We start from the raw sequence: 26439 nt of genomic DNA, 5'->3' as shown, positions 1-26439 counted from the left end.
TCACGCCTCCACGCTGACCCGCCGCCGCGCGGCGACCCCGGCGATCACGAGGGCGAGCCCCGCGACAGCCGTGAGGCACAGCCCGATGATCGCCGGGACCACTCCGGCCGCGTCAGCGGTGAGCGCCGCCCGCAGGAGCGCTGTGGCGGCCGCCGTCGGCAGCGCCGCCGAGATCTGCGAGATGACCGGCGGAACCGTTCCTGCGAGCCCGGCCGCCAGCGCCACGATCGCGATCAGCGCGGCGACGATGCGGCCGGTGGCCCCGAACGCGGCCGCCAGCCCCTGATTCGCGAGGCCGAAGGCCGCGCCGCACAGCATCGCCGACACCACGAACGCGATCCACTCGAGCGGGTTCACGCCCACCGACGTGAGCACAGCGGCACCGACGACGACGCCTTGCGCGGCGCAGACCGCCACGGTCGGAACGACGGCGCGCAGGCCGATCGCGACCGAGCCGGCGCCGCTGAGCAGGCGGGCGGTCGGCACCGCCTGCACGGCGATGGCAGCGACGAGGGCGCCGAGCCACAGCGCGATCATCGTGAAGAGGGGAACGGATTGGATGCCGGTGGCCGGCGTCGCCTGGTCCACCACGACGGGCTCCGCGACGACCACCGACAGTGTGTCGATGTCGTCATCGGTGTAGGTGGGGAGCTGGGTCGACGCGGAATCGAGCCCCGACGACAGCTCGGCGGCGCCGGCGTCGACCTGGGCGGTACCCGCGGCGAGCTGGGCGGCGCCGGACGCCACCTCTCCAGCGCCTCCGCTGGACGAGACTGCACCCGCCGACACCTCGCCGGCGCCCGTCGCGGCGTCATCGATGCCGCCCACGACCCTCGGCAGCGCGGCGGCGAGCGCGTCGTTTCCGACGGCGACGCGGCGCGCGCCGGTCGTAAGATCGCGCAGCCCCGCTTCGGCGGCCTCGAGCTGCCGAAGCGCCTGCGTGGCCCGGTCGCACAGCGTTCCCGGTCCGGGAAGCCCGCACAGTTCGGCGACGACCTCCGCGAAGGCGAGGGTCGCGGCATCCGCCTGTCGAAGCGCCTGGTCCAGCGAACCGGCGACCCGGTTCGCCCCGGCGGCGACGTCCGCGGCCGCACCGGGAAGCGGCTGGGCCGAGGCGTCGAGCTGTGCCAGCCCGGACGCCAGGCCCGCAGCTCCTGCGCTCAGCGATGCGAGCCCTGACGACAGCGCGCTCGCCCCGCCCGAAAGGTCGGCCGCACCCGCCGCCGCCGAAGCCGTACCGTCCGCGACCTGATCCGCTCCCGCGGCCGCCTGGCCGATCTGCTCGGCGATCGTGTTGAACCCGGCGTACACCTGCTGGAGGTATCGGCCGGTGAGCTCCCGGCCGAGGGCCGCGGTCGCGGCCTGCGTCACCGCGCCGGTCAGCGCGGGGTCGAGCCAGGCGGATGCGGGCGTCGTGCGCACCTCGACCACCGCCTGCCGCGCCTGTGCGCCGGGCCCCGAGATCGAGGTGGCGTCGGCCGAGAAGGTCGGGGGGATCCGCACGACCGCCATGTACCGCCCGGCCGCGAGCCCCTCGGCGGCATCCTCGTCGTTGGTGAGCACCCAGTCCAGGCTCGGCGGGTCATCGGTGGTGCCGGCCCCGGGCTGCGCAGGCTCCTGGCCGGCCATCAGTCCCGCGGCGAATTGACGCCCGAGCGGCACGGACCGGCCGTCGACGGTGACGGGCGCGTCGTCGTTCACGATCGCGGCCGTGAGCCGCTCCGGGTGCGACGTGGGTGCGGCGAGCGCCCACGCCAGGATCCCGCCGATCAGCAGCGGCACGATGATGAGACCGATCACCGCCAGGCGGCCGAGCCGCGAGGACCCCGAGGTCGCGCCGAACGCGGCCATCAGTCCGACCCCGCGGGGGCCGCGGAGGCACCACGCGCCGCCACGAGCCTGCGATCGCGGTCGCGGCCGGCGAGTCGCACGACGAAGGGCACCGCGTCGGCGGGCAGCGCCGGCTCGACGTCGACGCTGTCGCGTGCGGCGACCACCATGGCCAGCGACGGATCGGCGGCGCGCGCCGCCGTCAGCTCCGCACGCACGCGCCGCAGCGCCGACGGTGAGCCGACGTCGTCGAGCCCGTCGACGAACACGAGGGCGGGCCCCGAGTCGAGCGCCAGGTCGAGGCCGCCGCCGTTCGGTGGCACGCGCCAGTACGACGTCCGCGCGCGCACGGTGGTGGTGCGGGCCGGCAGCACGAACCCGGCCACCCTGACGCGTCCTTCAGCGAGTTCGGCACGCCCGCACAGCGCGGCGAGCATCGCGCGCCGCTCCGCAGCATCCGCCCCTTCGATCACGAGGATGCCGCCCGACGCGAGCTCCGCGTCCAGCGTGCACTCGTGGGCGTGCGCGCGCGCTCCCTCTGCCGCCAGCGCGAGGTCGCGATCGGGCCAGTCGGCCAAGGCGAGCTCCTCCGCGAGCCCTTCCCCTTCGACATCGAACGACGGCAGCAGGCGGTCCAGCCACGCCGGCATCCACCATGCGTGGTGCCCGAACAGCACGAGCACCGCCGGGATGAGCGTCATGCGCACGAGGAACGCGTCGATCACCACGCCGACGGCGAGCCCGAACGCGATCGGCTGGATGTTGGCATCACCCTCGGGCACGAATGCGACGAACACCGCGAACATGATGGTCGCGGCCGCGGTGACGACGCGGGCGGATGCTGCGAACCCGTCATGCACGGCACGCACCGGCTCGCTGTGGTGCACGTAGTCCTCGCGCATCCGGCTGACGAGGAACACCTCGTAGTCCATCGCGAGCCCGAAGAGCACGCCCATGAGGATGATCGGCATGAAGCTGATGACCGTCCCCACCGATGCGACGTTGAGGGCGTCGGCGAAGACCCCGTCGACGAAGACCAGCGTCGTGAGCCCGAACGCCGCGCCGATGGACAGCACGTAGCCGAGCGCCGCGGTGATCGGCACGACGATCGAGCGGAACACCATGGCGAGGAGCACCAGCGAGAGACCCACCACCAGGATGCCGAACGGCAGCAGCGCGCCGGCCAGCCTCTCCGAGATGTCGATGCCGGCCGCGGTGTATCCCGTCACCGAGAGGTCCACGCCGTACTCGGTCTCGAAGTGGCCGTGCAGGCCGCGCAGCGTCGCGACGAGCTTCGCCGTCGCGACGGAGTCGGGACCGCCCTCGGGGATCACCTGCACGATGCCGGTGTCGCCGGTCTCGTTCGGCGTCGTGAGCGGCACGGACGCCACGCCGTCGACCGTCGCGATCTCCGCCCCGAGGTCGTCCATCAGTCCGACCGGATCCGTGCTCTCGATCACCGACCCCGTCACGAGCAGCGGGCCGTTGTACCCGGGGCCGAAGTGCTCGGCGATGAGGTCGTACGTCTCGCGGCCGGGCTCGCCCTCCTCCATCGATCCCGCGTCGGGCAGGGCGAGGCGCAGGTGCGCCGCGGGGAGGGCGGCGCATGCCAGCAGGCCGACGATCAGCATCACGGTCACGAGCGGCCACCGGGTGACGGTGCGCACCCAGCCGCGGAAGAATCGTCCCGGCGCCCGCGGGGTCTCGGCCGGCACCGCGTGCGCACCCTCCGGGTCGGTCGCATCGCCCGGGGCGGCAGCATCCGTCGCCCCCTCCGCGTCCGCCTCCGCCTCGGCCGGGTCGATGAGCGCCACCTCGGCGTCGTCGAGCGGAGGCTTCTCGCCCTCGTCATCGACGGCGTCGGCCGGCGCCTCCACGTCGACGACGGCCGCAGCATCCGTGTGCCGTGCGGGACGGTACCGTCGCGGCACGACGCGCCATTTCGCGAACGCCAGCAGCGCGGGCGTCAGCGTGAGCGAGACGAGCACGGCGAGGGCGACCGCGACGGCCGCGGCGACGCCCATGGTCGTGAGGAACGGGATGCCCGCGACCACGAGCCCGAGGAGCGCGATGATCACCGTGAGGGCGGCGAACACCACCGCCGACCCCGACGTCGCGATCGCTCGAGCCGCGGCCTCTTCCGGCTCGACGCCCTCCTTGAGCTGGTCCTGATGTCGCGCGAGCACGAACAGTGCGTAGTCGATGCCGACGGCGAGGCCGAGCATGAGCGCGAGCAGCGGCGTGGTCGAGGTGATCGTGGTGAACCGCGTCGCGATGAGCACGATCGACAACGAGGCGCCGACGCCGACGATCGCGGTGACCAGCGGCAGCCCGGCGGCCACCAGCGACGCGAACGTGAACACCAGCACGGCGAACGCGACCCCGATGCCGATCAGCTCGGTGATGCTGATGCCCGTCGAGCTCTGCGAGAAGAGCTGCCCGCCGACCGACACCTCGGAGCCCGTGGGCAGGGCGTCCTGCAGCGCAGCTCCCGCATCCTGCAGTGCCTCGCCGGTCGAGGCGTGCACGGCGGTGCCGCTCACGGTCAGCTGGATCGGCACCAGTGCGGCGTCGCCGTCGGTGCTGATGTTCGCGGACGCCGCCTGGCCGTACGGGGACGTCGCCGACGACACCTGCGGGATCTGGGCGATCGCATCGACGGATGCCTCGACCGCAGCCTCGAAGTCGGGATCGGTCGCCGATCCGCCCGGCGGCGCGACGGCGATCAGCTGCGCCGACCCTCCGCTGACCTGCGGGAACGTGCGCCCGAGCGCGTCGAGCGCCTCCTGGGACTCGGTCCCCGGGATCGTGTACGTGTTGTCGGTGCCTGTGCCCAGCAGCGCCGCGCCCGCGAACAGCGCCATGAGGAGCGCGATCCACACGCCCAGCACCAGACCGCGGGCGCGGAAGGCCCAGCGCCCGAGCGTGTAGAGCGCAGACGACATCGTCTCCCCTTGGACGGGCCGCCCCTCCCCAGCGGCGGTGGCGCCCCCAGGGTAGAGCCGTGCGACCCCGCCCGGCAACAGCCCTGGAGACGACGAAGGGGCGCATGCCGCAGCATCCGCCCCTTCGCGAGTCGGTCGTCAGAGCGCGTCGATGACCTCGTTGAAGGTCTGCGACGGACGCATGACACCGGCGACCAGCTCGGCGTCGGGGCGGTAGTAGCCGCCGATCTCGACGGCCGAGCCCTGCACCGCGAGGAGCTCGTCGACGATCTTCTGCTCGTTCGCGGCGAGCGCCTCGGCCACCGGGGCGAAGGCCGCCGCGAGGTCGGCGTCGGCCTGCTGCTTGGCGAGCTCCTGCGTCCAGTAGAGGGCGAGGTAGAAGTGGCTGCCGCGGTTGTCGATCGTGCCGAGGGCGCGGCCGGGCGACTTGTCGTTCTCGAGGAAGGTGCCGGTCGCGGCATCCAGGGTGTCGGCGAGAACGCGCGCCTTGGCATTGCCGGTGAAGTCGGCGAGGTGCTCGAGCGACGCGGCGAGCGCGAAGAACTCGCCGAGCGAGTCCCAGCGCAGGTAGTCCTCGGCGAGGAGCTGCTGCACGTGCTTGGGGGCCGAGCCGCCCGCACCGGTCTCGAACAGGCCGCCGCCCGCGAGCAGCGGGACGATCGACAGCATCTTCGCGCTGGTGCCGACCTCGAGGATCGGGAACAGGTCGGTGAGGTAGTCGCGCAGCACGTTGCCGGTCACCGAGATCGTGTCTTCACCCTTTCGCAGGCGGTCCAGCGAGTACTGGGTCGCGGCGGCGGGCGCGAGGATCTCGATCGTGAGGCCGTCGGTGTCGTGGTCGGCGAGGTAGGTCTTCACCTTGGCGATGAGCGCCGCGTCGTGCGAGCGGTTCTCGTCGAGCCAGAACACGGCGGGGGCACCGGTGGCCCGGGCGCGCGTGACCGCGAGCTTCACCCAGTCACGGATCGCGACGTCCTTCGTCTGGGTCGCGCGCCAGATGTCGCCCGGGGCGACCTCGTGTGCGAGCAGCACGTCGCCGGCCGAGTTCACGACCTGGACGGTGCCGGCGGCGGAGAGCTCGAACGTCTTGTCGTGGCTGCCGTACTCCTCGGCGGCCTGCGCCATGAGACCCACGTTCGGGACGGTGCCGATCGTCGCGGGGTCGAGCGGACCGTGCGCGATGACGTCGTCGATCACCGTCTGGTAGACGCCGGCGTAGGACGAGTCGGGGATGACGGCCAGCGTGTCGGCCTCGCCCCCGTCGGCGCCCCACAGCTTGCCGCCGTTGCGGACGAGGGCGGGCATCGACGCGTCGACGATGACGTCGGACGGCACGTGGAGGTTCGTGATGCCCTTGTCGGAGTTGACGTACGACAGGCGCGGGGTGTCGGTCGCCGCGGCGAACGCGGCGGCGATCTCGTCGCCGCCCTCGACGTTCTTGAGGCCCGCCAGGATCGCGCCCAGGCCGTCGTTCGGGGTCAGGCCGGCCTCGGCGATCCTGTCGCCGTAGGCGTCGAAGACGTCGGCGTAGTACGCCTTCACGACGTGGCCGAAGATGATCGGGTCGCTGACCTTCATCATCGTCGCCTTGAGGTGCACGGAGTAGAGCACGTCTTCCGCCTTGGCGGTCTCGAGCGTCTCGGCGAGGAACGCGTCGAGCGCAGCCGCAGACAGGAAGGTGCCGTCGACGATCTCGCCGGGAAGCACCTTGATGCCGGTCTTGAGCTCGGTGGTGGTGCCGTCGGCCGCGACGAAGCGGACCGAGAGCACGTCGTCGGCGGGGATCACCGTGGTCTTCTCGTTCGACTTGAAGTCGTCGTGCCCGAGGGTCGCGACGCGGGTCTTCGAGCCCTCGCCGAAGGCCTTGTTGCGGTGCGGGTGCTTGCGCGCGTAGTTCTTCACCGACAGCGGCGCACGGCGGTCGCTGTTGCCCTCGCGCAGGACGGGGTTCACGGCCGAGCCCTTGATGCGGTCGTAGCGGGCGCGCACGTCCTTGTCTTCGAGCGACTGCGCCTCGTCCGGGTAGTCCGGGATGTCGTAGCCCTGCGACTGCAGCTCGGCGATCGCGGCCTTGAGCTGCGGGATCGAGGCCGAGATGTTCGGCAGCTTGATGATGTTGGCCTCGGGGAGCGTCGCGAGGCCGCCGAGCTCGGCGAGCGCGTCGCCGACCTGCTGCTCGGGCGTCAGGTTCTGCGGGAACGCCGCGAGGATCCGGCCCGCGAGCGAGATGTCGCGCGTCTCGACGTCCACTCCTGCCTGGCGGGTGACGGCCTGCACGATCGGCAGGAACGATGCGGTCGCGAGGGCCGGTGCCTCGTCGGTGTAGGTGTAGATGATGGTCGAGTCGGTCACCAGTCACGTCCTTCTTGCGGGTCGGCGTTCAGCCTATCGCAAGCGGCCGAGATATCTCGACGTCAAGATACTTCGGCGTATGAACACCGTGTTAATCCGACTTCCGGACGATGCCGGATTCCGCCATGGGGGCTAGCCTGTGCTCCATGGGTGATCTGCGACTCGTCGAACTGTCCGCCGCGACCATCGTGGCGGTCAACAATATGTCGCTCAAGCCCGGCCAGGAGGAGTTCCTGTCGCCGGTGAGCTACGGCATCGCGGCGACGGTCGTGAACCCGCAGACGACCTGGCAGCGCGTGGTGGTCGACGGCGAGGAGGTCGTCGCCTTCGTGAGCGGCAATTTCGACCCCGACGATCCGCAGGAGCACTTCCGCTCGGTGCTGTGGCGCATCAACGTCGACGCCGACGACCAGGGCCGCGGAGTCGGGCGGTTCGCCGTCGCGGGGCTGCTCGAAGAGGCGCGCAACCGCGGGATGGACCACGTGAACGTCATCTACGAGGCCGGCGAAGGCGGCCCGCAGGCATTCTTCGAGCGCGTGGGCTTCACACCGGTCGGCGAGACCGAGTACGGTGAAGTGATCGCAGAGATCCGTCTCTGACGCAGAGCCGCACGATCGACCCGAAGACTTCCCCACACAGCGCCCGCCGGGCGCCCAGAGACCGGCGGCGGGGCCTCGAATACCCCTCCCCCATCGAGACCCCGTCGCCTTCTCGGTCCAGGGCGTCGAAACGCTTCCGCGCGACGCGCTAGGGTGAGCGCGTGCCGAGATTCGATCTGTCCCCCGCTGAGCTCGCGGACTACGCCCCCGACGTTCGCGAGCCCGCCGACTTCGATGCCTTCTGGGCCGACACGCTCGCGCAGTCGCGGCGGTGGGATGCCTCGCCCGACGTCGTGCGCCTCGAGACGCCGTACACGCTGGTCGACATCTTCGACGTGACGTTCCCCGGCTTCGGCGGCGACCCGGTCAAGGCGTGGCTGACGCTTCCGGCGGGCGCAGAGGGGCCGCTGCCCGCGGTGGTCGAGTACCAGGGCTACGGCGGCGGCCGCGGTCTCGCCGGCGAGCGCCTCGGCTGGGCCGCCGCCGGCTACGCCCACCTCTTCATGGACACGCGCGGCCAGGGCTCGATGTGGGGCTCGGGCGGAGACACCCTCGACCCGCACGGCACAGGTCCCTCGTCGTCGGGTTTCATGACCCGCGGCATCGAGGACCCCGAGACGTACTACTACCGCCGGGTCTTCACGGATGCGGTGCGCGCCGTCGACGCCATGCGCGCGCTGCCGCAGGTCGACGCCGACCGCATCGCCGTGTGCGGCGCGAGCCAGGGCGGCGGCATCGCCATCGCGGCGGCGGGACTGTCGGACGGCCTCGTCGCGGTCATGCCCGACGTGCCGTTCCTCTGCCACTTCGAACGCGCCGTCGGCCTCACCGGCGACGACCCCTACCAGGAGGTCGTGCGGTACCTCGCCGTGCATCGCGGCCGCGACGAGCGCGTGTTCGAGACACTGTCGTACTTCGACGGCGTGAACATGGCGAAGCGAGCGGATGCTGCGGCCCTGTACTCCGTCGCCCTCATGGACACCATCTGCCCGCCGTCGACCGTGTACGCGGCGTACAACCGGCACACCAACCCGGCGAAGCAGATCGAGGTCTACACGCACAACGGCCACGAGGGCGGACAGGCGTTCCAGTTCCCGAAGCAGGCCCGCTTCCTCGGCGACCTGATCTAGCCCCGCGCGGCCCTGGTCAGAGGGCCTCGAGGTGGAGCACGAAAGCCTGCACCGGCCACAGCGTCGGCAGCTGCAGGCCGACCTCGGCGAGCAGCGACCCGGGCAGCTCGATCTCGCCGGCGGTGAACCACTCCGGCGCGATCCAGCCGTACTCGGCCGCGCCGATCTCTCGGCGCACCCGCACGCGGTATCGACGGGCTCGGTCGAGCCCGGGCAGGCGCAGGCGCTCGGCACGGGCATCCTCGAGGCTCGCCACCGTCGCGACGACCACCACCGCCGCTTCGTCGGCGACGAAGGCTGTCGCGCGCCAGGCGGGATCGCGCAGCTCGGGGTGCAGCATCCGTCCGCCGTGGACGATCGGCCGAAGCTCCTTGTACAGCGCGGCGAACCGCGCGATCGCGGCGGTCTCGTCGTCGGCGCACGACAGGATGTCCCACTCGAACCCCGCCGAGCCCAGGAGGCTCGTCGCCATCCGGTACGGCAGCGCGGTGGTGCGCCCCGACGAGTGCGACGTCGTCGGGCCCACGTGCGCGCCGACGAGCTCGGGCGGCAGCAGCAGGCCGGTCCAGCGCTGGATGTCCTGACGTTCCACCGGGTCGTTCGAATCGCTCGCCCACACCCGGTCGGTGACCTCGAGGATCCCGAGGTCGGTGCGCGCCCCACCGCTCGAGCACGACTCGATCTCGAGCGACGGATGCCGCGACGTGAGCTCCGCGATGAGCTCGTAGACAGCCGTCATCTGCGCATGCCCGCCCGGGCGCCCGTCGTGCACGCTCTCGACGAGGTCGCGATTGTGGTCCCACTTGATGAAGTCGATGCCGAGCTCGCCCACGAGCGCGTCGATCTGTCCGAGCACATGGGCGTATGCGTCCGGGTTCGCGAGGTCCATGACGTACTGCCCGCGCCACGAGAGACCCTTCTCGTGGTCGAGGTGGCCGCCGTCGTGGAGCAGCCAGTCCGGGTGCGCACGCGCGACGTCGGAGTCGAGGCTGATCATCTCCGGCTCGAACCACAGCCCGAACTGCATGCCCAGTTCGTGCACGCGCGCCGCGAGCGGGCCCAGGCCGTCGGGCCACACCGTCCGGTCGACGACCCAGTCGCCAAGGCTCGTCGAGTCGTCGCGGCGACCCTGGAACCACCCGTCGTCGAGCACGAACCGCTCGATGCCGACCTCGGCCGCCCGCTCGGCGAGCGCGGTGAGCCGATCGGGGTCGTGGTCGAAGTACACGGCCTCCCACGTGTTGAGCACGAGCGGACGGACGGATGACGGATGCTGCGGCCGCGCCCGCAGCCACGTGTGCACGCGGTGCGCGAAACCGTCGAGGCCCTCGGCCGTGTACACGAAGGCCGCGCGCGGCGCCCGGTACTCGTCGCCGGGCGCGAGGCGGATCTCACCGGGCCGCAGCAGCTCGCCGGCACCGATGAGCGTCACCGCATCGGTGACCCGGTCGACCCGCGTCGTGAGGTCGCTCGACCACGCGAGGTGCACGCCCCAGAGGGCGCCGTGCTGCCAGCGCGGCGCCCCGATCCCGGCGATCGCCGCGACCGGGTTGTCGTGGCCTGGGCGGCCGCGCCGCGTCTGACGCACGGTGGCGCCCGCGGGCATCGGCGTCACGACCGGCCGCTTCTCACGCGTCCAGCGACCGTCGAACGTCAGCAGGGTGTCGGTCGTCGACGGCACCGGAAGCGTCGCCTCCAGCCAGTCGACGTCGACCGACGTCGCGCCCGCCTCTCCATCGTGCGCGAGCGCGTGCTGCACCCACACGACACCGCCGGCCTCGATGCCCGCCGTGATCGACAGACGCAGAGCGGATGGCGCATCCCGCGCCTGGACGGTGACCGACCGGTCGTCGGCGTCGATGCCTGTCACGTCCCACCGCGCGTGGTGCACGACGCCGTCGCGGCGCAGCTGCATCCCCGGGCGCCCGGTCCATCCGTCGCCCTCCTGCGGGGACAGCGACACCTGCCACGCCGCGTCGAGCGTGCCCGGCGAGGTCTGTCGGCTCAGCGCCTTCGCGAGCGCGTCGGCATCGGCATCGGTGATCGCGCCGACGGGCGCTCCCCAGTGCAGCACGTGCGGAAGGCCCGGGCCGCGGGCGTCGAGGAGCACTCCGACGCCTTCGCTCTCGAGACGGATGAAGCCGGGGGTCATGCGGTGGTCCTCTCTGCGGGGGTGCGTTCGCCGGTGCCGCGCTCGACGATCCACGTGGGCATCTCGAGCTGACGGGTGAAGCCGGCGGGGTCCTGCATGCGCTCGATGGCGAGCGTCGCGGCGGCCTTGCCGAGCGCCAGCGGGTCGTAGCTGATCACGGTCACCCCGAGCACGTCGGCGGTGTCGAAGTCGTCGAAGCCGACCAGGGCGGTGCCGTCGTCGCCTCGATCGCGCAGCACGCGCAGCGCGCCGACCGTGACGCGGTTGTTGCCGGTGATGATGGCCGTGGGGGCGTCGGGCTGGTCGAGCAGGTCGGCGATCAAGCCGTCGGCGGGAACCGCGAGGTCGTCGGCGAGCCGCTCCCACCGCGACGAGTCGGTGATCCCGTACCCGGCGAGCGCGTCGCGATAGCCGCGCAACCGCTCGGCCTGCGTGTAGACGGACGCCGGGTTGCAGATGTAGCCGATGCGGCGGTGGCCCCGCTCGAGCAGGCGCGTCGTGGCGTCGAACACCCCGCGGTGGTTCTCGAGCACGATCGAGTCGGCCACGAGGTTGCGGGCCGGTCGGTCGATCGCGATGACGGGGGTGCCGAGGTGGCGCTCGCCCTCGAGGTAGGACTGGTCGTCGGCGACGGGGATGAGCAGCAGCGCACCGAGCCGCTGACCGAGGAGCGCGTCGGCGACGCGCTCCTCCCCCTCGGCGGTGTCGTCGGTGGTCGCCACCACGAGCGAGAAGCCGTGGGCCGACAGCTCGCGTTCGATGCCCGCCGCGAGCTTGTAGTAGAACGGGTTGCTCAGCTCGCCCATGATGAACCCGATCGTGTTGGTCGGGCCCCCGCGGCGCAGATTGCGCGCCAGGGGGTTGGGCCGGAAGCGCAGGCGCTTGGCGGCGCCGAGCACGCGCTCGACGGTCTCGGGCGCGACGAGATCGCGGTGGGTGAAGACCCGCGAGACCGTCTTCGAGCTCACACCCGCGAGCCGCGCGACGTCTTCGAGGGTCGCGCGCTGCTGAACCGTCATCGGGCCTCCTTGCCGTGCGGGCTTCACGCTAGCATCACCAGACCACGGATGTCCACGTAGGACATTCCGAAGACATCAGGTCACGGCATCCGCAATGGATTACAAAATAACCCCAGTTCAGCGCGCATGTTTCTTGGAATCATGTCCGTGGGACAACATAAGACAGCGCTGACATGTCGCGCTTGCGGAACCGTTTCGAAGATGCGTAGTCTGACCGCGCGACGAACCACGCAACGGTGCGACGACGCGCACCGGCAGTTCAAGGGCGAACCTGACAAGGAGAAATCACATGGCGAAGAAGGCATTGGCGGGCCTCGCGCTGCTGGCCACCGCCGCGGTCGCGATCAGCGGCTGCGCGGGAGGCGGCGCGAGCGACGCCGACAACACGATCGACGGCGAGGTCAAGGGCGACATCAAGGTCGTCACGTGGCGCACCGACCTGGTCGAGGACGGCACGTACCAGAAGTACGCCGACGAGTTCAACAAGAAGTATCCCGACGTGAAGGTCACGTTCGAGGGCATCACCGACTACGCGGGCGAGATGCTCACGCGCATGAGCACCACGAACTACGGTGACGTCATCGGCATCCCGGCGATCAAGCCGGAGCAGTACGAGCAGTTCCTCGAACCGCTCGGCGACACCGCCGACTTCGAGGACACCTACCGCTTCCTCCCCGCCGCGAGCTACGACGGCACGCAGTACGGCATCGCGTGGGGCGGCAACGCGAACGGCGTCGTCTACAACAAGAAGGTCTTCGAAGAGGCCGGCGTCACCGCGCTGCCGACGAACGAGGACGAGTGGCTCGAGGCACTGCAGAAGGTCAAGGACAACACCGACGCCATCCCGCTGTACACGAACTACAAGGACGGCTGGCCGCTGACGCAGAGCTTCGGCAACCTCGGCGTCGTCACCGACGACGCGGACGCGCCGATCACGATGGCGGAAGACACCGCGCCGTGGACCGAGGGCACCGACGTCTACGCGATCGACTCGCTGCTGTACGACACCGTCGCCGCCGGGCTCACGGAGGAGGACCCGCTCACCACCAACTGGGAGCAGTCTAAGGTCGACCTCGGCACCGGGAAGATCGCCGCGATGACGCTCGGCTCTTGGGCGATCTCCCAGATGCAGGCCGCGGCCGAGGACAACGGCGCGTCGGCCGACGACATCGGCTACATGGCGTTCCCGGCGAACGTCGACGGCACGCAGCTCGCGGTCATCGGCGGAGATTACAACCTCGCCGTGAGCAAGCACTCCAAGGCCAAGGCAGCCGCCTGGGCGTGGATCCAGTGGGTCGTCGAGGACTCCGGCTACACCGAGGCGCAGGGCATGATCTCCCCCGTCATCGACAAGCCGCTCCCCGAGAACCTGGCCGGCTTCGAGGAGGCGGGCGTCGAGCTCATGGAGATCAACCCCGCCCCCGCCGGCAAGGAGGGCCTCATCAACAACGTCGCCGACGATGCGCAGATCGACCTCTACGGCCCGATCTACCGTCAGAAGCTCGTCGACATCGCGCGCGGCGCCGCCGACGGCGACAAGGACAGCTACTTCGCCGAGCTGAACGAGCGCTGGGGCGCCTCGGTCGAGAAGCTCCAGGGCTGAGCGGACGGGGACGGCAGCGACATGGCCATTGCGACACCCGGTGCGGCACCGGCGGATGCCCCTGCCGTCCTCTCCGCGCCCCTCCGCGCGCGCCGGTTCGGCGGGGGCTCCCGCCGTGCCGGCCGCCGGCGCGGGGGCTCCGCCGGACGGAGCGTCCTCCAGCATCTGACCCCCTGGTTCTTCCTCGCCGCCGCGGTGGGGCTGCTGCTGCTGTTCACCTACTGGCCGGCGGTGAACCTCTTCTACTTCAGCGTGACCGACTGGGACGGCATCGATCTCGAGAAGAACTTCGTCGGGCTCGACAACTACGTCCAGGTCTTCACCGACCCGCGCATCTTCTCGGTGTTCGGCGTCAGCCTGTACTACTTCTTCGCGTCGTTCGCGCAGATGGCGATCGCGATGTACTTCGCCTCGCTCCTCAGCTTCTCGACGCGTTTCTCGAACCTGTTCCGCGGCATCCTGTTCTTCCCGTATCTCATCAACGGCGTCGCGATCGGCTTCGTGTTCCTCTACCTGTTCCAGCCGGGCGGCTCCCTGGACACCGTGCTCAGCTGGTTCGGCGTGACCGACCCGCCACAGTGGCTGGGCAACCCCGACATCGTCAACTGGTCCCTCGCCGGCACCTCGGTGTGGCGCTACACCGGCATGAACTTCGTCCTGTTCCTCGGGGCGATCCAGTCGATCCCCCACGAGCTGTACGAGGCGGCCGAACTCGACGGCGCCAGCCGCTGGCAGCAGTTCTGGGCGATCATCTTCCCCGGCATCCGCCGCGTCGTGGGGCTGTCGTTCATCCTCGCCATCGCCGGCAGCCTCAGCGTGTTCGAGATCCCGTTCATCATGACCGGCGGAGCCAACGGATCGGCCACCTTCGTCATCCAGACGCTGCAGACCGCGTTCAGCTTCCGGCAGGTCGGGCTCGCCTCCGCCATGGCCGTCGTGCTGCTGATGATCGTGCTGATCGTCACCTGGATCCAGCGCAAGGTGTTCCCCGACGAGAAGGTCGACCTGACATGACCACCACCGAAGACCTCCGTACGATGCCGCAGCGCACGACCCCGCCGCGCGCGATCCGCGGCCGCTCGCCGCTCGAGCGCCTCCGGGGCGTGAGCGCCACCACGGCGAAGTACCTGAGTCTCGTGATCGCATCGGTCGTGACGCTGCTGCCTCTCTCGGTGCTGCTCTTCGCGAGCCTCAAGACCGCCCCCGAGTACGCGCAGACCGGCCCCTTCGATCCGCCCGAGAACTGGCTCAACTTCGACAACTTCGTCACGGCGTTCACGAGCGGGAAGATGCTCGAGGGCTTCGTGAACACCACGATCGTGCTCGTGGTGTCCCTCGCCGGCACGATCTTCATCGGGACGATGGCCGCGTACGCCCTCGACCGGTTCGCCTTCCGCGGCAAGAAGCTGGTCTTCGGCCTCTTCCTCGTGGCGACGCTCATTCCGAGCGTGACGAGTCAGGTCGCAACGTTCCAGCTCATCAACGGGCTGGGGCTGTACGACACGAAGGCCGCGCTGATCCTGCTGTTCATGGGCACGGACATCATCGCGATCTACCTGTTCATCCAGTTCATGCAATCGATCCCGGTGTCGCTCGACGAGGCCGCGATGATCGACGGCGCGAACCGCTGGACGATCTACTGGCGCATCGTGCTGCCGCTCCTGCGCCCCGCGATCGCCACGGTCGTGATCATCAAGGGCATCGCGGTGTACAACGAGTTCTACGCCCCGTTCCTCTACCTGCCGTCGGAGGGCCTCATCTCCACCTCGCTGTTCCGGTTCAAGGGACCGTTCGGCGCCCAGTGGGAGGTCATCTCGGCCGGCACCGTCCTCGTCATCATCCCCACCCTCATCGCCTTCCTGCTGCTTCAGCGCTGGATCTACAAGGGCCTCACCGCAGGAGCCGTCAAGTGACCTCTTCCCTCTCCTTCCGCCCGATCGACGCGGGGTGGACGCTCCGCGCTGCCGCCGGCCCGGCGCCCGCCGGCTTCGACTCCGCCGTCGCGGCGACCGTGCCCGGATGCGTGCACACAGACCTCCTGGCCGCGGGCCTCATCCCCGACCCGTTCCTCGACGACAACGAATCCGCGCTCGCGTGGATCGGGCTGGTCGACTGGACGTACGCCACGACGTTCGCCTGGACGCCGGATGACGCCGACCGGACGGACCTCGTCTTCGAGGGCCTCGACACCGTGACGACGATCCGCCTCAACGGTCGTGAGATCGGCGCCACGGCGAATCAGCATCGCTCGTACCGGTTCGACGTCCGCGGCCTCCTCGTCGAGGGCGACAACGAGCTCGTCGTCGCCTTCCGGTCGCCGATCAAGTACGCCAATGAGCAGAGCGTCGCGCTCGGTGTGCGGCCGCGGGCGTACGCCCTGCCCAACGATGCGATCCGCAAGTCCGCGTGCAGCTACGGCTGGGACTGGGGCATCGCGACGTACACCAGCGGCATCGTCAAGCCCGTCGGCCTGGAGTCGTGGTCGTTCGCGCGCCTCGCCGAGACGCGCGTCGTCGCCACACCCTCGGGCGACGGCGGAACGATCACGGTGGACGTGGAGCTCGAGCGCTCGCGTCACGACCCTGTCATCGTGACGGTGCGTGCCGGCGGGGTGGAGACCTCCGGGAGCTTGGCCGGTGATGACACGTCCGCGACCGTCGCGCTCTCGCTCGCCGAGGTGGAACGCTGGTGGCCGGTCGGGTACGGCGCACAGCCGCTGTACGACGTCGAGGTGGAGCTCGCAGCCGCCGACGGCACGGTTCTCGACCACGCGGTGCGCAGGGTCGGCTTCCGCGACGTGCGGTGGGACACGACGCCCGACGAGTCGGGGACGCCGTTCACGCTCGTCGTCAACGATCAGCCCGTCTTCGTGAAGGGTGTCAACTGGATCCCCGACGACGCACTCACCGTGCGCGTCACTCGCGACCGCGTGCGGCGCCGCTTCGAGCAGGCGCTCGACGCGAACCTCAACCTCATCAGGGTGTGGGGCGGCGGACTGTACGAGTCCGACGACTTCTACGAGCTGGCCGACGAGCTGGGTCTGCTGACGTGGCAGGACTTCCTGTTCGCGTGCGCGGCGTACGCCGAGGAGGATCCGCTGCGCTCCGAGGTCGAGGCGGAGGCTCGCGAGAACATCGCCCGGCTCGCCCATCACGCCTCGCTCGTCCTGTTCACCGGCAACAACGAGAACCTGTGGGGCTACGAGGACTGGGGCTGGAAGCTGCGCCTCGACGGCAAGACCTGGGGCGCGCACTACTACTACGAGCTGTTCCCGTCGCTGATCGCGCAGCTCGCCCCGCACGTGCCCTACGCGCCGGGGAGCCCTTTCAGCCCGGGTCTCGGATGGGACGGGCAGCAGCAGACCGGCCCGCACCCCAACGACGAGCAGCACGGCAGCGTGCACCTGTGGGAGCAGTGGAACCGGATCGACTGGACCACGTACCGTCAGCACACGCCCCGCTTCGTCGCCGAGTTCGGGTGGCAGGGCCCGCCGACGTGGAGCACCCTCACCCGCTCGATCGGCGACGACCCGCTCACGCCCGAATCCCCCGGCATGATCGTGCACCAGAAGGCGGGCGAGGGGAACGTCAAGCTCACGAACGGGCTGCTGCCCCATTTCCGGCTTCCGGAGGACATGGAGACCTGGCACTGGGCGATGCAGCTCAACCAGGCGCTGGCGGTGCGCACCGCGCTGGAGCACTTCCGCTCTTGGGCGCCGCACACGCAGGGCGCGATCGTCTGGCAGCTCAACGACTGCTGGCCCGTCACATCGTGGGCGGCGATCGACGGCGACGAGCGACCCAAGCCGCTGTACTACGCGCTCAAGAACGCCTTCGCGCCGCGGGCTGTGACGGTGCAGCCCCGCGACGGCGGGCTCGCCGCCGTGCTCGTGAACGACACGGCCGAGCCGTGGACCGGGGAGCTCGTCGCGCGCCGCGCCGGGTTCGGGGGCGACGAGCTCGCGCGCTTCGCCACGTCCGTGTCGCTGGCGCCGCGCGAGACGGTCACGGTCGCACTGCCGGCCGACGTGGCGACGGCCGGTGACGTCGCGGGCGAGCTGGTGGTCGCGGGCGTCGACGGCGCGCGCGGCTTCTGGTTCTTCGCCGAGCCCCGCGACTCGGCGCTCGGCGCTGCCCAGGTCGATGTCCGCACCGAGCCGGTCGCGGGCGGCACGCGGGTCACGCTCACCGCCTCCACGCTGGTGCGCGACCTCACGCTCCTCGTCGACAAGGTCGACCCCGATGCCGTGGCGTCCGATGCGCTCGTCACCCTGCTGCCGGGCGAGAGCACGACGCTGGTCGTGCGTCACGACGGCGACGTGCTCGCAGCATCCGTGCTGTCCGATCCGCGCGTGCTGCGCACCGCCAACGAGCTGGTCGTCGCGTGACCGCCGAGACCGCCCAGGCGCTCGGGCCGTACGTGGCCGGAATGACCTGGGGATGGACGGGCGTGCGCGGAACATGGGCGACGGCCGAGGCATCCGAGTCCCTGCGGCTGATGGCCGACCACGGCGTCAACTGGACCGCGCTGGCGTACTCGGCGCTGCAGGACACCGCGCAGTCGACGGAGGTGCGGTTCCGCGAGGAGCCGACTGTGACCGACGACGAGATCGTGTGGGCGATCCGCGAGACGAAGGCGCTCGGACTGAAGGTGTGCCTGAAGCCCGTCGTCAACGTCGCCGACGGCACCTGGCGCGCGCACATCGGGTTCTTCGACCAGGACGTCCCCGGCGAGCCGACATGGGCCGAATGGTTCGCGTCGTACCGGGAGTTCATCGTGCACGCCGCGCGCATCGCCGAGGCCGAGGGCTGCGAGATGCTCTGCGTCGGCTGCGAGATGGTGCGCGCCGACTCCCGCGAGGCCGAGTGGCGCGAGCTCATCGCAGCCGTGCGGGCCGAGTACTCCGGCATCGTGACCTACAACTGCGACAAGTACCAGGAGGACCGCGTCGGCTGGTGGGACGCGGTCGACGTCGTGAGCTCGAGCGGGTACTACCCGATCGACCGCTGGGATGCCGAGCTCGATCGCATCGGCGCCGCGGTCGCGGCATCCGGCAAGCCGTTCTTCTTCATGGAGGCGGGGTGCCCCTCGCGCGAGGGCTCGCCCGACCGGCCGAACGACTGGTCGCTGCCCGGCGCACCCTCCGGTGAGGCGCAGCTGCGCTACTACGAGGCGATGTTCGCCGCGTGCGACGCGCGCCCCTGGGTGCGCGGCTTCATGCTGTGGGACTGGCCGGCGCGGCTCTACTCCCCAGCGCAGGCCCCCGCGAACGACGACTACTGCCCCTACGGCAAGCCGGCGGGCACGTTCCTGCGCGAGGCGTACCTCGCCCGCGCGAGCGATGCGGAGGCGCGGACGCCATGACGGACCGGACGATCACGGGGGCTTCTGCGGAAGCTCCGACGGGTGGACCATCGACGTGGGATGAAGCGATGGCCGGCTTCGGGGGAAGAAGGGGCGACACCCGCATGAGCACAGTACTGGCGATCGATGCCGGCCAGACCGGCATCAAGGTGCGGGTGCGCGGGCACGACCTCATCTTCCCCGGCATCCGCACGCACGAGCCGCTCCTGCCGCAGCTGGCCGCCGTCGCGCACGCGGCGATCGAGCAGACCGGGGCGGAGGTGTCAGTGGTGAGCGCCGGTGTGTCGGGACTCACGACGCGGGAATCGGATGCCGCGGCCTTCCTCGCCCGCATCGACGACCCCGCCGTCCGCCAGGTGATCCTCGCGCATGACTCGACGACGTCGTTCCTCGGGGCGCTCGGCGACACCCGTGGCGCGGTGGTCGCCGCCGGAACGGGTGTGGTCACGCTTGCCGTGGGCGCGGAGCACGTCGCGCGCGTCGACGGGTGGGGCTACCTCATGGGCGATGCCGGCAGCGGCTACTGGATCGGCCGCGAGGCGCTCGACGCGGTCATGCGCGAGTTCGACGGCCGCGGCCCCGCGACGGCGCTGCGTGCGGTGGCCGAGGAGCGGTGGCCCGACCTCACGCAGGCGTACATCCACCTGCAGTCCGACCACGACCGCGTGAGCGTCGTCGCCTCGTTCGCCGCGCACGTCGCCCGCCTGGCGACGGACGGCGACGCGGTGTCGCAGCACATCACCGTGCGCGCGGGTGGCGAGCTCGCCCACAGCGTCGAGACGGCGCTGCGCCGGGTCCGCTCCGACGAGCCCGACGAGCACTTCGCCGCGTGCGCCATCGGCGGGGTCTTCCGGTCCCCGCAGCTGCGCGAGGCCTTCGCCTCGCACATCGCCGCGAGCGGATTCGACGTCACGCTCGTCGAGCCCCGCGGCCACGGCATCGACGGCGCGGCCGCCCTCGCGGGCCTCGCGCCGCAGCATCCGCTCGCCCACGCCGTGTCGATCGCCCACGCCTGAGGCCCTTCGCCTGCCCCGCTTGCACAGGTCAACCGGGCTTCTACAGGAGATCCGTGCCGACTTCGCTCCTGCAAGACCCCGGTTGACCTGTGCAAGCGGGAACGAGCGAAGGCGCGCAAGACGGATGCCCCGGCCCTGTGTGGACAGGTTGGCCGGGGCATCCGGGGTCGAGCGTGGTGAGGTGGGCTACACGAGCGACTCCCGCCAGGCGGCGTGGAGCTGCGCGAACTTGCCGGTGCCGCCGATGAGCTCCTCGGGGGTGTCGTCCTCGATGATCTCGCCGTGCTCCATGACGAGCACGCGGTCGGCGATCGCGACCGTCGACAGCCGGTGCGCGATGATGATCGCAGTGCGGTCGGCCAGCAGCGTCTGCAGGGCGTCCTGGATCTGGCGCTCCGACGGGATGTCGAGCGACGCGGTCGCCTCGTCGAGGATCAGCACCGCCGGGTTCGCGAGGAAGGCCCGCGCGAACGAGATCAGCTGGCGCTGCCCCGCCGACACCCGGCCGCCGCGCTTGTTGACGTCGGTGCCGTAGCCGTCGGGGAGAGCCTGGATGAAGGCATCCGCTCCCACCGCGCGCGCCGCGGCCTGGATCTCGTCGAGCGTCGCGTCGGGCTTGCCCAGCGCGATGTTGTCGGCGACCGTGCCGCTGAACAGATAGGCCTCCTGCGTGACCATGACGATCGCACGGCGGAGGTCCTTCGGGTGCAGGTTGCGCAGATCCACGCCGTCGAGCGTCACCGCACCGCGGGTCGGGTCGTAGAACCGCGACACGAGCTTGGCGAGCGTCGACTTGCCGGCACCCGTCGTTCCGACGAGCGCGATGGTCTGACCGGCCGGGATGTCGAGCGAGAAATCCGGAAGGATGACGCGGTCCTGCGAGTACCCGAACAGCACGTCGTCGAACCGGATGTGGCCCTTCGCCGCCCAGAGATCGACCGGGTTCTTGGGGTCGGGAACCGTCGGCTGCTCCTCGAGGACGCCCGACACCTTCTCGAGGGCCGCCGTCGCCGACTGGTACGAGTTCAGGAAGAACGCGACCTCCTGCAGCGGCGAGAAGAAGTTGCGGACGTACAGCACCGCCGACAACAGGAAGCCGATCTCCATCGCGCCGTCGACGACACGGATGCCGCCCCACGCGATCACGATCGCGAGGGTGAACGACGCCACGGCCATGAGCCCGGGCTCGAATGTGCCGAACAGGCGGATCGAGCGCATGTTGACGTCGCGGTAGTCCAGCGCGAGACCGCCGAACTCCTCGTCGTTGCGCCCCTCCTTGCGGAAGGCCTTCACGGCGCGGATGCCCGTCATCGTCTCGACGAACTTCACGATGACCTTCGCGCTGATGACGCGCGACTCGCGGTAGACGAGCTGCGAGCGCGTGTAGAACCAGCGCATCAGCAGGAAGAGCGGGATGCCCATGAACGTGAGGATCAGGCCGGACTGCCAGTCCACCAGGAACAGCGCGACCAGCGTGAACGCACCGTAGAGGATGCCCGAGACCAGCTCGTTGAGGCCTCCGTCGAGGAGCTCGCGGATGGTGTCGAGGTCGCTCGTCTGGCGCGAGATGATGCGACCCGACGTGTACGACTCGTGGAACTCCAGACTCAGGCGCTGCGTGTGCAGGAAGATGCGCTTGCGGAGGTCCAGCATGATCGCCTGCGTGAGGCGCGCCGCGACGACGACGTACCACCCGATCAGGGCCGCGCCGCCGAGAGCCGTCACGAGGTAGACGAGGACCACCACGATCGTCGGCGCCCAGTCCATGCGCTCCACCGCGGCCGGCAGCGCGTTGTTGATGCCGATACCGATGAGCCACGGCCCCGCGACGCGCAGTGCAGTCGAGACGACGAGCACGACGCCCGCGAGGATCAGCTGCCCGCGCACCGGCGTGATGAGCGAGCCGAGGAGGCGCAGCGAGCGCTTGCGAATCGCCTTGCTCTCGTCGCGCGTGTAATCGGAGCGGTCTTCGCCGCTCGTTCCGGTCACCGTGGCGCTCACAGGGTCACCTCCCACTCCTGGTCTTCCTGTCTCGCCCTGAGTCGGGCTTCTTCCACCTCGAGACTCGAGATCACGTGTCGGTAGTGCTCGCTGGTGCGCAGCAGCTCCGAGTGCGTGCCGACCGCGGTCACGCGGCCCGCCTCGAGCAGCGCCACCCGGTCGGCCAGCGTGACCGTCGAGGGGCGGTGCGCGACCACGAGAGCGGTCGTCTCGTGCAGCACCTCGCGGAGCGCGTCCTCGACGAGAGCCTCGGTGTCGACGTCGAGGGCCGACAGCGGGTCGTCGAGCACCAGCACGGCGGGCCGGGCCGCGACGGCGCGCGCGAGCGCGAGGCGCTGGCGCTGACCGCCCGAGAGGGACAGGCCCTCTTCGCCGATGATCGTGTCGACGCCGTCCGGCAGGTCGTCGACGAACGACGCCTGTGCCACGTCGAGCGCCTCACGCATCACGCGCTCGGCCTCCTCGCTGCCGGGCACGAGGTCCTCCCGCCCCAGCAGCACGTTGTCGCGCACCGACTGGGAGAAGAGGGTCGCGTCCTCGAACGCCATGCCGACGTGCCGGCGCAGCTCGGCGAGCGTCAGATCGCGGACGTCGACGCCGTCGAGCGTCACGCGCCCGCCGGTCACGTCGTAGAGCCGCGTGGGCAACGTCGTGAGGGTCGTCTTGCCCGAGCCGGTGAGGCCCACCAGCGCCATCGTCTCGCCCGGCCGCAGCACGAGGTCGACGCCGTCGAGCAGGTCGCGCTCGCGCTCCGCGGCATCCTGATACCGGAAGTGCACGCCCTCGAACGCGAGCTCGCCGCGCGGCTTCTCGATGGTGGTCGGCTCCTCGGGGTCGACGATCGTGTTCTGCTCGTCGAACACCTCGAAGATGCGGTCGGTCGCGGTGCGCGCGTCGAGCAGGAACGAGAACAGGAAGCCGATCGACTCCATCGGCCAGCGCAGCACCGTGGCCATGGCGAAGAAGGCGATGAGCTCGGCGCCCTGCAGCTGACCGATGGCCGTCAGGTAGATGCCGGCGCCGAGGCACAGCGCGAAGGCGATGTCGGGCAGCAGCACGAGCCAGAACCAGATCCAGCCCACCGCGCGGGCCTTGCTCAGCTCGGTCTCGCGCAGCGTCTCGGCCTGTCGCGTGAACTTCTGCAGCGCGTGCTTGCCGCGGCCGAACGCCTTGAGCACGCGGATGCCGTGCACGCTCTCCTCGACCGAGGTGGCGAGGTCGCCGGCCTGGTCCTGCGACTGGCGCGCGAGCGTGCCGTAGGACTTCTCGAACCTGTATCCCGCGTACCAGAGGGGAGCGGACGTCACGAGGAAGATCGTGCCGAGCACCCAGTGCCAGCGGAACAGCAGCGCCGTGCCCACGACGATCGTGATCACGTTGACGACGAGCAGCACGAGACCGAAGGCGAGCCATCGGCGCAGCATGCTGATGTCCTGCATCATGCGGCTCAGCAGCTGCCCCGACTGCCACCGGTCGTGGAAGGCGACGGGCAGGCGCTGCAGGCGGGAGTAGAACGTCTGGCGCAGCTCGTACTCGACCATGGTCGCGGGGCCGAGCACGAACCAGCGACGGAGCCAGACCATGAGGGCCTCGGCGAGGCCCAGCGCGAGGATCGCCGCGGCGCCCCACCCGATCATGACGATGTCGCCGGAGGCGATCGGACCGCCGACCACCTGCTCGAGCACGAGCGGGATGGTCAGCGCGAGCAGGCTGGCGACGAGCGCGCTGGCGGCACCCATCACCAGACGCGGAAGCACGGGCTTCGCGAACGGGAGGAGCCGGGCGAGGGCTTTGAAGGTGGACAGTTCGGACCGTTGCGGCTGTTCTGATCGCTCAGGAAGGGCGGTGGTGGTCATGATCCTTGTGGGGGTGTTGCGGTGACCCGTCGTCGGGTCGCGTGGCGAGAGCGCGATGTGGGAGCGCTGTCATGAGGGAAGAGCTTGTTCGGGAGGAACGCTCGGGGGGACGGCGGTATGCCGAATCCGGCGGGGCCGGCAGGTGCGAGGAGCGGATTACCCCTGGACGCGGGGACGCGGCAGCCGGGAGACGGTGCGCGGTCCCGCGAGACGGAGGACGAAGGCGGTCTTCGCGGCGATGGCGGCCTGATACATTTCGTCCTCCTTGGGCTCAGCGGAAAGGGCTGCGCACTCCGCTAGGTCGTAGCGACGCGACAGCCCTCCAGCATATATCTGGGAATTCTCTGAATGCAACAACCGCTTTCCCATCCCCCGGAAAGCGGTTGAAGCGGGCGATTCAGATGAGCGCGGGCACCGCCGCCTCGCGCTCGAGCAGTCGCTGCTTGACGGGCAGCCCCCACGCGAACCCGCCGAGCGTGCCGTCCGTGCGCAGCACCCGATGGCAGGGCACGAAGAGCGCGGGCGCGTTGCGCGCGCAGATGGATGCCGCGGCCCGCACCGCACTCGGAGACCCGAGCTCGACGGCGAACTCGCTGTACGTCAGCGGTCGGCCCGGCGCGATCCGCCGCAGCGCAGACCACCCGGCGAGCTGCATCGCGGTGCCGTGCTGCGAGACCGCGACGTCGTCGATGGCGGTGAGGTCCCCGCCGTAGTAGGCGGCGACGGCGGCCGCGGCATCCGTCTCGCCCTTCTCCACGGATGACGGGCGCACGCGGTCCGCGAGACGCGCGAGGATCGCGTCGGCGTCGGCGGTCCACCCCGAGGCGAGCACGCGCCCCTGGTCGTCGGCGAGGATCGTGAACGCGCCGTCGGGGGTGTCGAGGGTCTGGATGGTGGCGGTGGTCATGACATGCCTCCGGTGGTGAGGGACGGGGTGGGGACGATCGACGCCGCACCCCCGCGCGGTACGGCGGATTTCGGCGGGACGGCGCGCCACAGGTGAGCGGTGAGGTAGCTGCGCCAGGGGGCGGTGCGGGCCGCCCACGCGTCGAGGGCGCGAGCCTCGGCCGGAAGGCCGACCGCGGCGGCCCCCGCGCGCACGGCGACGTCGCCCGGGAGGAAGACGTCGGGGTCGGCGAGCACGCGCATGCGCACGTAGTCGGCGGTCCAGGGCCCGATGCCGGGCATGGCGAGAAGAGCGGCGCGCTGCTCGGCGGCATCGTCGCCCGCGGTGAGAGCGAGCGAGCCGTCGGCGAGTGCCGCGGCGGCTCCGGTGATGGCGCGGATGCGAGCCGCGGGACCGCGGAGCACCTCGGGTCCGCGTTCGGCGATGGCGGCCATCGTCGGGAACAGGCGGGCGGGGGCAGGGCTCTCGCCAGCGCCGGCGCCCGGCGACAGCATGCCCGCGAAGGCGGGGGCCTCCTCGCCGAGTGCGGCGGTGAGCGCGGTGAGAGCGGTGCGCGCGGCGACGACGGTGATCTGCTGCCCGACCATCGCCCGGACCAGCATCTCGTGCGGGTCGGCGGCGCCCGGAACCCGGATGCCCGGCAGCGCCGCCACGAGAGGAGCGAGCTCGGGATGCCCCGACAGCGACTCGTCGACCGCGTCCGGGTCGGCGTCGAGGTCGAAGAGGCGGCGTGCTCGCGTGACGAGCGTCGAGAGGTCGGCGAGGGTCGTGAGCGCGGCGCGCAGCCGCACCCGCCCGACGTCGTCGAGGCGGAGCTCGAACCAGGCTGGGCCCTGGGGCAGGCGCAGCGTACGGGCGAAGCTCGACGCCGTCGCCGCCTCGGCGCCCGAGATCGCGCGTGCGGCCATCCAGGAGAACAGGCCGGGCGCGTCCAGCGCGCCGCGGTGCGGCAGCGCGAGGTCGATCGTCACCCCGGGCGCCGAAGCGGCCGGGCCCTCGTGCCGGGAGACGCGACGCCGCGCGCGCAGTTCGAGCGGCGGCATCCCGAACACCTCCCGGATGGTGTCGTTGAACTGGCGGACGCTCGCGAACCCGCTCGAGAACGCGACGTCGGCGGCGGAGAGATCGGTGCCGACCAGCAGCATGCGTGCCGTCTGCGCGCGGTGCGCGCGACTGAGGGCCAGCGGCCCCGCGCCGAGCTCGGCGGTGAGAAGGCGCGTGAGGTGGCGCGGCGAGTAGCCGAGGCGCCGCGCCAGTCCGGGGACGCCCTCGCGCTCGACGACGCCGTCGGCGATGAGCCGCATGGCGCGGCCGGCCGTGTCGCCGCGGAGGTTCCACTGCGGCGAGCCCGGCGCCGCCTCGGGCAGGCACCGCTTGCACGCGCGGTAGCCGGCCTCGTGCGCGGCGGCGCTGGTCGGGAAGAACGTGACGTTGGAAGGCTTCGGGGTGCGCGCAGGGCAGCTCGGGCGGCAGTAGATGCCGGTCGAGCGCACCGCTGTGACGAACTGCCCGTCGAAGCGGGCGTCGCGCGAATCGATCGCACGGTACCTCTCGTCGAACGTCATGGCCAGGCTCATGCCCCTAGCCTGACACGCTCCCCCGACATCGGCTCGCGGAAATCGGACACGGCTGTCGGTGACGATGCGGTGTGCGGATGACGATGAA

17 protein-coding genes are annotated in these 26439 nt (G+C 70.9%); 8 read left to right on the top strand and 9 right to left on the bottom strand.

Features of this window, described 5'->3' with window-relative positions; genetic code table 11:
• The 3 genes from J2Y46_RS08885 to J2Y46_RS08875 all read right to left on the bottom strand — a co-directional run bounded on the left by J2Y46_RS08885 (window position 1) and on the right by J2Y46_RS08875 (window position 7127).
• Complete coding sequence (locus J2Y46_RS08885) at window positions 1–1851, bottom strand: hypothetical protein (protein WP_310241723.1); 1851 nt, start codon at window positions 1849–1851, stop codon at window positions 1–3.
• A complete protein-coding gene (locus tag J2Y46_RS08880; protein WP_310241722.1) occupies window positions 1851–4775 on the bottom strand; it encodes an MMPL family transporter in 2925 nt (974 codons plus the stop codon). Before J2Y46_RS08880 ends, J2Y46_RS08885 begins: the two co-directional genes overlap by 1 nt.
• A gap of 138 nt (window positions 4776–4913) precedes the next feature.
• Window positions 4914–7127, bottom strand: coding sequence for an NADP-dependent isocitrate dehydrogenase (locus J2Y46_RS08875; RefSeq protein ID WP_310241720.1), 2214 nt, complete (start codon window positions 7125–7127; stop codon window positions 4914–4916).
• A 146-nt stretch (window positions 7128–7273) separates the two neighbouring features.
• On the opposite strand from J2Y46_RS08875, the gene J2Y46_RS08870 reads away from it, so the two are divergent.
• Entirely contained in the window at window positions 7274–7726 is a 453-nt protein-coding gene (locus J2Y46_RS08870; protein WP_045300806.1) for a GNAT family N-acetyltransferase, read from the top strand.
• Window positions 7727–7887: 161 nt separating this feature from the next.
• On the top strand, window positions 7888–8856 hold the full coding sequence (locus J2Y46_RS08865) for an acetylxylan esterase (protein WP_045300804.1): 969 nt from the start codon (window positions 7888–7890) through the stop codon (window positions 8854–8856).
• Between the two features lie 16 nt (window positions 8857–8872).
• Here the strand turns inward: J2Y46_RS08865 and J2Y46_RS08860 are convergent, their stop codons facing one another.
• Entirely contained in the window at window positions 8873–11008 is a 2136-nt protein-coding gene (locus J2Y46_RS08860) for an alpha-galactosidase (RefSeq protein WP_310241716.1), read from the bottom strand.
• Window positions 11005–12027, bottom strand: coding sequence for a LacI family DNA-binding transcriptional regulator (locus tag J2Y46_RS08855; RefSeq protein ID WP_310241715.1), 1023 nt, complete (start codon window positions 12025–12027; stop codon window positions 11005–11007). Before J2Y46_RS08855 ends, J2Y46_RS08860 begins: the two co-directional genes overlap by 4 nt.
• A gap of 289 nt (window positions 12028–12316) precedes the next feature.
• Between J2Y46_RS08855 and J2Y46_RS08850 the strand changes: the two genes are divergently transcribed.
• The 6 genes from J2Y46_RS08850 to J2Y46_RS08825 all read left to right on the top strand — a co-directional run bounded on the left by J2Y46_RS08850 (window position 12317) and on the right by J2Y46_RS08825 (window position 20010).
• Window positions 12317–13630 (top strand): ABC transporter substrate-binding protein, encoded by a 1314-nt coding sequence (locus tag J2Y46_RS08850; protein WP_045300798.1) that lies wholly within the window; start codon window positions 12317–12319, stop codon window positions 13628–13630.
• A gap of 21 nt (window positions 13631–13651) precedes the next feature.
• The gene (locus J2Y46_RS08845; protein ID WP_310241711.1) at window positions 13652–14644 is read left to right on the top strand and encodes a sugar ABC transporter permease; all 993 of its coding nucleotides are present in this window, start codon (window positions 13652–13654) and stop codon (window positions 14642–14644) included.
• Window positions 14641–15543, top strand: a complete 903-nt coding sequence (locus J2Y46_RS08840; protein WP_045300794.1) for a carbohydrate ABC transporter permease — start codon at window positions 14641–14643, stop codon at window positions 15541–15543. Before J2Y46_RS08845 ends, J2Y46_RS08840 begins: the two co-directional genes overlap by 4 nt.
• On the top strand, window positions 15540–18017 hold the full coding sequence (locus J2Y46_RS08835) for a glycosyl hydrolase 2 galactose-binding domain-containing protein (RefSeq protein WP_310241710.1): 2478 nt from the start codon (window positions 15540–15542) through the stop codon (window positions 18015–18017). Before J2Y46_RS08840 ends, J2Y46_RS08835 begins: the two co-directional genes overlap by 4 nt.
• Window positions 18014–18994, top strand: coding sequence for a glycoside hydrolase family 113 (locus J2Y46_RS08830; protein WP_396653160.1), 981 nt, complete (start codon window positions 18014–18016; stop codon window positions 18992–18994). Before J2Y46_RS08835 ends, J2Y46_RS08830 begins: the two co-directional genes overlap by 4 nt.
• Window positions 18995–19098: 104 nt before the next feature.
• On the top strand, window positions 19099–20010 hold the full coding sequence (locus J2Y46_RS08825) for a BadF/BadG/BcrA/BcrD ATPase family protein (RefSeq protein WP_310241708.1): 912 nt from the start codon (window positions 19099–19101) through the stop codon (window positions 20008–20010).
• 186 nt (window positions 20011–20196) lie between these two features.
• On the opposite strand, the gene J2Y46_RS08820 is transcribed toward J2Y46_RS08825, so the two are convergent.
• The 4 genes from J2Y46_RS08820 to J2Y46_RS08805 form a co-directional block, all read right to left on the bottom strand.
• A complete protein-coding gene (locus J2Y46_RS08820) occupies window positions 20197–22011 on the bottom strand; it encodes an ABC transporter ATP-binding protein (RefSeq protein WP_310241706.1) in 1815 nt (604 codons plus the stop codon).
• Window positions 22008–23867: an ABC transporter ATP-binding protein gene (locus J2Y46_RS08815; RefSeq protein WP_310241704.1), complete on the bottom strand. Its 1860-nt coding sequence runs from the start codon at window positions 23865–23867 to the stop codon at window positions 22008–22010. The genes J2Y46_RS08820 and J2Y46_RS08815 overlap by 4 nt, the downstream gene beginning before the upstream one ends.
• Before the next feature lie 397 nt (window positions 23868–24264).
• Entirely contained in the window at window positions 24265–24774 is a 510-nt protein-coding gene (locus J2Y46_RS08810) for a methylated-DNA--[protein]-cysteine S-methyltransferase (protein ID WP_310241701.1), read from the bottom strand.
• Window positions 24771–26351, bottom strand: a complete 1581-nt coding sequence (locus tag J2Y46_RS08805; protein ID WP_310241699.1) for an Ada metal-binding domain-containing protein — start codon at window positions 26349–26351, stop codon at window positions 24771–24773. Before J2Y46_RS08805 ends, J2Y46_RS08810 begins: the two co-directional genes overlap by 4 nt.
• Window positions 26352–26439: the final 88 nt, after the last annotated feature.

This window comes from Microbacterium sp. BE35 (assembly GCF_031457705.1).
Taxonomy (GTDB): Bacteria; Actinomycetota; Actinomycetes; order Actinomycetales; family Microbacteriaceae; genus Microbacterium; species Microbacterium trichothecenolyticum.
Note: the sequence above shows the minus strand (reverse complement) of the source record. Positions and strands in the feature narration are given on the sequence as shown.

Coding starts and splice junctions, on each gene's coding strand:
- J2Y46_RS08845 (WP_310241711.1), top strand. CDS start 13,652: ATGGCCATTGCGACACCCGGTGCGGCACCGGCGGATGCCCCTGCCGTC.
- J2Y46_RS08870 (WP_045300806.1), top strand. CDS start 7,274: ATGGGTGATCTGCGACTCGTCGAACTGTCCGCCGCGACCATCGTGGCG.
- J2Y46_RS08805 (WP_310241699.1), bottom strand. CDS start 26,351: ATGAGCCTGGCCATGACGTTCGACGAGAGGTACCGTGCGATCGATTCG.
- J2Y46_RS08860 (WP_310241716.1), bottom strand. CDS start 11,008: ATGACCCCCGGCTTCATCCGTCTCGAGAGCGAAGGCGTCGGAGTGCTC.
- J2Y46_RS08825 (WP_310241708.1), top strand. CDS start 19,099: ATGAGCACAGTACTGGCGATCGATGCCGGCCAGACCGGCATCAAGGTG.
- J2Y46_RS08810 (WP_310241701.1), bottom strand. CDS start 24,774: ATGACCACCGCCACCATCCAGACCCTCGACACCCCCGACGGCGCGTTC.
- J2Y46_RS08815 (WP_310241704.1), bottom strand. CDS start 23,867: ATGACCACCACCGCCCTTCCTGAGCGATCAGAACAGCCGCAACGGTCC.
- J2Y46_RS08885 (WP_310241723.1), bottom strand. CDS start 1,851: ATGGCCGCGTTCGGCGCGACCTCGGGGTCCTCGCGGCTCGGCCGCCTG.
- J2Y46_RS08850 (WP_045300798.1), top strand. CDS start 12,317: ATGGCGAAGAAGGCATTGGCGGGCCTCGCGCTGCTGGCCACCGCCGCG.
- J2Y46_RS08855 (WP_310241715.1), bottom strand. CDS start 12,027: ATGACGGTTCAGCAGCGCGCGACCCTCGAAGACGTCGCGCGGCTCGCG.
- J2Y46_RS08880 (WP_310241722.1), bottom strand. CDS start 4,775: ATGTCGTCTGCGCTCTACACGCTCGGGCGCTGGGCCTTCCGCGCCCGC.
- J2Y46_RS08840 (WP_045300794.1), top strand. CDS start 14,641: ATGACCACCACCGAAGACCTCCGTACGATGCCGCAGCGCACGACCCCG.